Genomic DNA, 7291 nt, shown 5'->3' on the forward strand with positions numbered 1-7291 from the left:
TCCCGCTCCTTGCAAGCGGTGGACAGCAAGTTTTTGGAGGAAAAGGAAACCGTGCTACTATGCCCCTTGCCCACCCCTAGAAGGGGTGGGTGGCGAGCGCAGCAAGCCGGAAGGGGTCAGCCGGAGGCGGCAAGTCGAAATGAAACTCCATACGGTCGTTCCGCCGCCGAAGGCGGCCTATAAAAATCATTGCCGCGCAGCGGCAATCCTTCCCCTCTGAACCTTTTGAACCTTTTGAACCTTTTGAACCCTCTGAACCCTCTGAACCCTCTGCACCCGGGGCCGCTCCGCGGTCCTTTATTCAGCTATTTCTCCCACCGCATCCACGTCATTCACCGGCATGAGGTGGGCGCCGGCGGCGTGGATTTCTTTCAGCGCTTTTACCAGTTCTCTGGAAATGGCGATGCCTGTTTCCCGGCCGCCTTTTTCCATGGCTTTCATCACCTTGTCCGGAATGAAGATGCCCGGCACATTGTTATTGAGGTAGGTGGCCATTTTGAAGCTCTTCAGGGGGACGATGCCGAAGAGGATGGGGAGGGTGAGGTCTTTGGCGGCGGTGAGAAAGTCTTCCGCCTGCTTGATGTCATAAATAGGCTGGGTCTGGATGAACTGGGCGCCCGCTTTTTTCTTTCCCTCCAGCCGGCGGATTTCCTTATCCAGGTCGTCGGCGCCGGGGTTGGCGGTGGTGCCGATGTAGAAGTCTGTAGGTTCGCCCAGCTTGTGGCCCATCATGTCTTCTCCCGAATTCAGGGTCCTTGCGATTTCGATGAGGCCGGTGGAGTCCACTTCGAAGACCCCTTTGGCATTGGGGTGGTCGCCGATGGAGGGCGGATCGCCGGTGAGGGTGAGGATGTTATGGACGCCCAGGGCATAGGCGCCAAGGAGTTCTGCCTGCAGGCCGATGATGTTCCGGTCCCGGCAGGTGAGGTGGAAAATAGACTCCACCTGGTAGCGGCTCTGGATGATGGAGGAAAGGGCGATGGGGCTCATGCGCATTTTGGCCATAGGGCAGTCCGCAATGTTCACCGCGTCCACGTAGGGTGCCACTTTCACCACCTGTTCTTCCGTCACCTTCGGGGAGGCGCTTTTCGGCGGATCCAGCTCCGTGGTGAGGGTAAAGATATGCTGCTTGTTTTTTTCTTTTAATGTGGTCATCAGCCATTCCTCTTTTCTATCAGTTCATCGGCAATCTTAATGGCGGCAATGCCGTCCTTGCAGTAATGGGGCGCTCCGATGCGGGTGGCGTAGTCCTGGGTCACCACGGCGCCGCCTACGAGAATATCCACTGCCGGTGTTTCTTCCTTCAAAAGTTTTACAGTATGTTCCATTTCCGGCAGGGTGGTGGTCATGAGGGAGCAGAGGCCTGCCAGGTCCGCCTTCTCATCCTTCACCGCTTTGATGAAATCTTCCGCTTCCACGTCTTTTCCAAGGTCGATAACCCGGTAGCCGCTGTTTTCCATGAGAGCGGCTACGATATTCTTGCCCAGGTCGTGGATGTCGCCCTTCACCGTGCCGATGACCAGGGTGCCCTTTACAGAAGAACTCATTTCCGGAAGCAGTTTCTTTAATTCCTTGAAAGCGGCCTGCATGGCTTCCGCCGCCATCATTACCTGGGGAAGGTATACCTTGCCGGCACCGTAGCCGTCTCCGATTTCCGTCATGGCTGCGGTAAGGCCTTCCTTGATAATGGTTTCCGAGGAAATCCCGCTGTCGAGCAGGGTCTTCACCAGAGAAGCGGCCTCTTCCTTTTCGCCGTTCTTGACAGCGGCCTTGATCTGTTCCAGCGGCGGCAGGTCCTTCACCGGCGCTTTTGCCTTCGGTTCTTCTGAAACGGCGGCTGCCTTGATGAAATCCTGGGCGCCGGGGTCGAAGCCCAGAAGGAGCCGGGCATTGACGAAGGCATCCTGAATGCCCTGGTCCAGGGGGTTGATAATAGGGGCGTTCATGCCGCAGGCAAAGGCCATGGTGAGAAAGGCCGCATTAATCCGCGGACGGGCGGGGAGGCCGAAGGAAACGTTGCTGGTACCCATGACGCAGGGGAGGCCGAACTCCTTCTTATACAGGGAAATGGTCCGCAGGGTTTCCCTGGCGCCGGTGTCGGAAGAACCGATGGTAAGTACCAGAGGGTCCAGCAGGAGGTCCTCCTTCCGAAGGCCAGCTGCCAGCGCCTTATCAATGATACGGCGGGCGATGCGGATTCGTTCCTCCGCCGTTTTCGGCAGATTTCCCTTTTCCAGGGGGAGGCAGAGGAGAGCGGCGCCGTACTTCTTCGCCAGACGCAGCACCTTCTCCATGATTTCCTCATCCGCCGCATTCACGGAATTGATGAGCGGGCGGCCGGGGTACACCTTCAGCGCCCTTTCAATGACCTCAGGATCCGTGCTGTCGATGGAAAGGGGCACCGGACAGAGCATGGACAGCTGGGAAATGGCAGTTTCCATGGCATCCCGCTGGTCAATGCCCGGGACGCCCATATTCACATCCAGCACATCTGCACCGGCGGCCACTTCCGCCAGTCCTTCTTTCTTTACGGAAACGAAACTGCCGCGCTGGATATCTTCCCTCATTTTCCGGCGTCCCGTAGGATTGATACGTTCCCCGATTTTGACAGGGGCATACGCATCACCGATGTATACGGTTCTCGTGCGGGAGGTGAGGGCAGTGAAAGGCTTTACCGCCCGGGGCTTCGCCACCGGCACATCCTGCAGGGCTTCCTTCAGGGCGCGGATATGATCCGGCGTGGTGCCGCAGCAGCCGCCTAGGTAGGAAACGCCGATTTCAGCAAACTTCGGCCCGTAGGAGGCAAACTCCTCCGGCTCCAGCGGATAGCGGGTCTCCCCGTTTTCCAGCACCGGCATGCCGGCATTGGGCTGGATGATGACGGGCTTATTGGTGACAGAAACCATCTGGCGGGCCGCATCCAGCAGCTTGTCAGGGCCCACGGAGCAGTTGGCGCCGATTACATCGGCTCCCATGGCATCCAGAAGAATGGTGGCGGTGATGGGATCCGTGCCGGGAATGGTGCGCCCGTCCTCCGAATAGGACATCTGGCAGATTACCGGCAGCCGGCAGGCTGCCTTGGCCGCAATCAGTGCTGCCTTCATTTCCTGGATGTCGATAATAGTTTCAATAATCAGGCAGTCCGCCCCCGCATCGGCCAGAGCCTTGGCCAGGCGGAAATAATTTTCACAGGTTTCATCAAAGGACAAATCCCCGATGGGCTTGATAAACTTGCCCGTAGGCCCCATGTCCCCCGCCACCTTCACCCTGTCCCCGCAGGCAGCCCGGACATTCCGCACCGCAGCGGAAGCGATGGCCTCCACCTGATCCGACAGGTCATAATCGGAAAGCTTCATGGGAGAAGCACCGAAGGTATTGGTAGTAATAAACTCACTTCCCGCATCTGCATAGGCCTTGTGAATCTGCTGAACCACATCGGGATGAGAAATATTGTAATAATCAGGGCAGCTTCCTGCCTCCAGACCGAATCTCTGCAGCATGGTCCCCATGCCGCCGTCAAATAAAATCATAAGGTTCTCCTTTGATGTGAAATATTATTGTTTAGTGAGCTGGTGAGCTAGTGAGCCGGTGATCTAGTGGGCTGGTGGCTGGTAAAACCACAAAACCGCACCTGCGGCGCTATGCTTACTGCAGCTTTTAAGAAAGTGGGTACCTTGCGGGTTGTTGTGCCCCCGCGTGCGGGGGAAAGGTGGTGCCGTAGGCACCAAAGGGGGCAAAGCCGCCATGTATAGCATGAATTATGTGGCAGGATAGTAATCCCGTAACGCTCTTGCCCACCCCTATTTAAGGGGTGGGTGGCGAGCGCCTATATACTCTCTTGCGCCCCCCTGCTTGCGGGGGGAGAGGGCCACGCAGTGGCGAGGGGGGATTGCCAAAGGCACACTGCCGCCAAGGCGGCATATAAAATCATTGCCCTGCGGGCAATCCACAACCCTCGCAGCTACAGGCTGCGTCAAACCTAAGAACCCTTGCGCCTGCAGGGCGCATCAATCTTAAGAACCTTTCTACACAACCCTTCTACACAACCTTTTGCCCGAAGGGCAAAGCCCCTGCGGCCTGTCGGGCCGTCAATAATCCCCTCTAATGCCGAAACGGACAGGTCACCAAAGAGCAGGTCCTGCACTTGGCCGGCGCCGGCGGCTGGGTACACTGGGAAATGCCGATAATGGCGGACACCGACTTCCTAGGGAAAAGCATGGAGTGATCCGTCACATGGACTCCGATTTCCTCTGCCCGGATCAGGCGGCAGAAATCTTTCTGCTGCGTCACCGGCCAGTCACCGTAGCCCGGTGAAAAACGCCACACCGTCTTCTGTCCGTCCTTCTCCGCTTCCTTCTGGATGAGCCGGTCCACTTGGTCCGCCAGATGCTCCACCGCCGTAGTGGCCGCGGCATCCAGCAGAAGGCCCCGCACATAATCGCCGGCTTTGAAGCAGGCGTCAGAAGTCCTTTCGATTTCATCGCCCACCGTCACCGCCAGAACCGCCACAGACCAGGAATTGGAGAGATGACGGCGTATGCTTTCTCCCTCCAGCATGAGCGGCGGATTTCCTTCTATCCGTCCCTCGGAAGGAGAGTAGGGGAGCACCTGCCAGATACCCCGGGGCTCCGCCAGCGCCAGCGCCTCCTGTATGGCACTGTCCACCGCCTCCTTCGGGAAATCCTTCCCCTTCGGATTCATGCCTGCATAGCGGAGCATTTCCTTCCGGTCGATTTCAAATAAAGTTCCATTGTAAAAAGCCATGAAACCTCCTTAAAACAAAAAAGTCCTCCATCCCTGAAAGGGACGAAAGACTCGTGTTACCACCCAATTTCATCCATGCATCACTGCATGAACCTCTATAGGTACGCCGGCCCGAAGGCCTTGATACTTGAGCGCTGTATCGGGCGCACCCGGGATGCCTCATTATTCGGCCCTCCCTGCTCAGAGTCCATCTTCAGCAGCCCTTCGGCGCTCCCTTCTCACCACCGGAAGCTCTCTTTAGCCCTATCCTCTGCCTACTCTTCTCTTCATCGCATGTCTGTAATTAAGACTAACTATAGCATAGGAAGAAGGCAGTGTCAAATGGATGAAACGGAAGGTAATATTACCGGCGGCAGGAAATAAGAGAGAAAATGTCTCGCCTCCTTTGACTATATGGTCAGAGGGGCGAAAGACCGGAACCCACTGCCACAAAACCCTGTCAGCGCGCATCCATGGAACACAGGGCGCAGAGGTCCCGATATGATGAACCCCTCATCAGCCGGCTGAAAATAGAAAAAGAAAAACTTCCTGAAATCCCCTGCGGCCGCACGTGAGCAGAAGATTCCGGGAAGTTTTTTGTGCTGCTTATGGCAAAGCAGTAACCTGCAGGCTGTTGTGCCCCACAGACGGAGCAAGTTTTAAAGTACCGCTGTCCCCGCTCCCTGCAAGCAGCAAACAGCAAGTTTTTGGGAGGAAAAGGAAACCGTGCCACTACGCCACTTGCCCACCCCTATTTAAGGGGTGGGTGGCGAGCGCAGCGAGCCGGAAGGGGTCAGCCGGAGGCGGCAAGTCGACATGAAACTCCATACGGTCGTTCCGCGGCCGAAGGCGGCCTATAAAAATCATTGCCGCGCAGCGGCAATCCACCACCCTCTGAACCCTTTGAACCTTCTGAACCCTCTGAACCCGAGCTTCACCGCTGCCTATCGCTTATGACCGAAAAGCCTTCTGTCTCAATGCCGTCTGACGTCTGAGTTCTGAAGTCTCAAACCTCAAGTCTCAACACTCAAACTTAAAACCTCAAATCTTAAATCTCTTTTCCACCCTCCCTTGTACTCATTTACAAAAAGTGCTATTTTTATAAACAAAGATACTTTCATTTACAAAAACGCCCATTTTTATAAATGAACCATATACTCAATTATAAAAAACCACCTATTTCATAAATGAAGTCTGCAGAGGAGGTGCAGGGCCTGTGAGATTTATTTCTTTGACCAAATATTTCTACAAGCATACACAGGAAGAATACGAAAAGGAATATATCAGAAGATTTAGTGCTCCCTTTACTGTTCATTTCAACATTCCCATTCACCAATACAACAGACAAAACTCATATCCCGCATTTCTCTGCTACACCGGTGATATTCTCAAACTTGTTGAAAAATTTTACAAAACCTATGAACAATTCCTTTATACAGTGAATACGGTACCCGAGGTCGTACTTTATCAGTTTACCAGGCTCAGTATTGTGGAAGAAGTCAAATCTACCAATGACATAGAAGGGGTACACAGCACAAGAAAAGAAATCAGAGATATTATAGAAAAAAGGGGACCCCAATATCACAGGCTGCAGAGTGTAGTTCATCAGTATCTGGAACTTCTTGGCGAAGAAGAAATCAAATTTGACACCTGTCAGGATATTAGAAATTTCTATGATGAGTTTACCTATCAAGATATTTCCAGAGAAAATCCGCAAAACAAGCTGGATGGCAGCCTATTCAGAAAAGAACCGGTACAGATAGAAGCAGCCACGGGGAAAACAATCCACCAGGGGCTGTACCCGGAAAGCCGAATCATTGAGACCCTGGATCAGGCACTCCACATCCTTCATTCAGACGAATATCCCCTCCTTATCAGGCTGGCGCTGTTCCACTATTTCTTCGTTTACATCCATCCCTTTTATGATGGAAATGGCAGAACCGACAGATTCATCACATCCTATTTCCTGAGCCGCGAATTCCATCGCCTCCTTGCAGTAAGATTGTCCATTTACATACAGAGAAACAGGAGCAGGTACTATCGTATGCTGGAAGAAGCGGACAGTGAAAGAAATCGCGGAGACATGACGCCCTTCGTCATGGGCTTTCTGGAAATCCTGACTGGTTCTACAGAAGACACCATAGGCCTTTTATCCAGAAAAAATGAGCAGCTTCATAGATATGAATCCAGAATAGAAGCCTTTCATCTGCAGGATAAGCTGCTTAAAGAAATATACATCACACTCCTGCAGGCCGCCCTCTTTTACGGAGAAGGCATCTCCATGGCAGACCTGATGAAAATAACCGGCAGGAACAGAGGAACAGTTCAGAAGAGAATCGATATGATACCCGAAAACCATTTAACCGTCACAAAATCAGGAAAAACAAACTATTATAAATTAAATCTGATGCTCTTTAAAGAAAACTAAGAGAAACCTGCATAACCGCCCACCTTCATTCCGGCTCAAAATGGCGATTTATGCCTGACTCTAACAATTTTTGACCTGCCTACATCGGTCTCCCCCTTCCACCACTTCGTGGTCCCCCCC

The 7291-nt window shown here is 53.5% G+C and carries 4 protein-coding genes and 1 other annotated feature; of the genes, 1 reads left to right on the plus strand and 3 read right to left on the minus strand.

What is annotated here, in order from left to right; genetic code table 11:
• Positions 1 to 297: 297 nt before the first annotated feature.
• The 3 genes from Q0482_RS07175 to Q0482_RS07185 form a co-directional block, all read right to left on the minus strand.
• Positions 298 to 1155 (minus strand): methylenetetrahydrofolate reductase, encoded by an 858-nt coding sequence (locus Q0482_RS07175; RefSeq protein ID WP_299145057.1) that lies wholly within the window; start codon positions 1153 to 1155, stop codon positions 298 to 300.
• The gene (locus tag Q0482_RS07180) at positions 1155 to 3530 is read right to left on the minus strand and encodes a homocysteine S-methyltransferase family protein (RefSeq protein ID WP_299145059.1); all 2376 of its coding nucleotides are present in this window, start codon (positions 3528 to 3530) and stop codon (positions 1155 to 1157) included. The genes Q0482_RS07175 and Q0482_RS07180 overlap by 1 nt, the downstream gene beginning before the upstream one ends.
• A gap of 571 nt (positions 3531 to 4101) precedes the next feature.
• Positions 4102 to 4764: a vitamin B12 dependent-methionine synthase activation domain-containing protein gene (locus Q0482_RS07185; RefSeq protein ID WP_299145060.1), complete on the minus strand. Its 663-nt coding sequence runs from the start codon at positions 4762 to 4764 to the stop codon at positions 4102 to 4104.
• Positions 4765 to 4799: 35 nt separating this feature from the next.
• Positions 4800 to 5043 (minus strand) — a binding site (T-box leader).
• Between the two features lie 916 nt (positions 5044 to 5959).
• On the opposite strand from Q0482_RS07185, the gene Q0482_RS07190 reads away from it, so the two are divergent.
• Complete coding sequence (locus tag Q0482_RS07190) at positions 5960 to 7171, plus strand: Fic family protein (protein WP_299145062.1); 1212 nt, start codon at positions 5960 to 5962, stop codon at positions 7169 to 7171.
• Positions 7172 to 7291 lie beyond the last annotated feature (120 nt).

This window comes from uncultured Dialister sp., from assembly GCF_937959425.1.
GTDB lineage: Bacteria > Bacillota > Negativicutes > Veillonellales > Dialisteraceae > Dialister.

Bases quoted from the DNA above. Each gene is read 5' to 3' on its own strand.
- Q0482_RS07175 (WP_299145057.1), bottom strand. From the start codon at position 1,155: ATGACCACATTAAAAGAAAAAAACAAGCAGCATATCTTTACCCTCACC.
- Q0482_RS07180 (WP_299145059.1), bottom strand. From the start codon at position 3,530: ATGATTTTATTTGACGGCGGCATGGGGACCATGCTGCAGAGATTCGGT.
- Q0482_RS07185 (WP_299145060.1), bottom strand. From the start codon at position 4,764: ATGGCTTTTTACAATGGAACTTTATTTGAAATCGACCGGAAGGAAATG.